This window comes from Nocardia acidivorans NBRC 108247, assembly GCF_001625085.1.
Taxonomy (GTDB): domain Bacteria; phylum Actinomycetota; class Actinomycetes; order Mycobacteriales; family Mycobacteriaceae; genus Nocardia; species Nocardia acidivorans.
In genome coordinates this window covers 1-617 of record NZ_BDAW01000159.1, presented here as the reverse complement: position 1 = coordinate 617, position 617 = coordinate 1, and the positions used below count along the sequence as shown (strand labels likewise).

Annotated in this window: 1 pseudogene; it reads left to right on the top strand. The window is 76.3% G+C overall.

What is annotated here, in order from left to right:
* Positions 1 to 617 (top strand): annotated as a pseudogene (locus tag NA10_RS37900) (hypothetical protein); the annotation flags it as partial.

Below are 617 nucleotides of genomic sequence, written 5' to 3'. Positions count from 1 at the left end.
GACCGGCTCCGCCGCGGTGGGTTCCGCGGCCGCGGGTACCGGTTCGGCGGCCCTGGGTCTGGGTGCGACGGGTTCGGCCGCGCTCGGAACGGGCTCTGCCGCAGTGGGTTCCGCCGGTGCGGGGACCGGATCGGCACTCGGTCTCGGTTCCGCCGGGGTGGGTTCCGCGGGCGCGGGTCTGCTGGCCACCCTGCTCGGTACCGGTTCCGCCGCGGTCGGTTCGGCGGCGGTGGGCTCCGCCGCGGTCGGCTCGGCCGGACTCGGTGCGCTCTGCACCGGTTCCGCCGCCGTGGGTTCGGCCGGAATCGGTTCCGCCGCTGTGGGTTCCGCGCTCGGCGGGAGCGCCGGTGTGGGCTCAGCGGCGGTCGGCTCCGCGGCGATCGGTTCGGGCGGTGCGGGTTCGGCCGCGACAGGTTCGACCGATGTCGGTTCTGCCGCAGTCGGTTCCGCCGCCGTGGGCTCGGCGGGAGTCGGTTCGGCGGGTGTCTGCGCATCACCACTGCTGCTGCTCTTGATTCCACCGCCGAATGCGCCCGCCCCGGCCCCGGCGGTTCCGTTGGAGATTCCGTCCGCGCCGAGCGTCCCGGCCCCCGCGGTCGTCGCACCGGCGCTCGCGC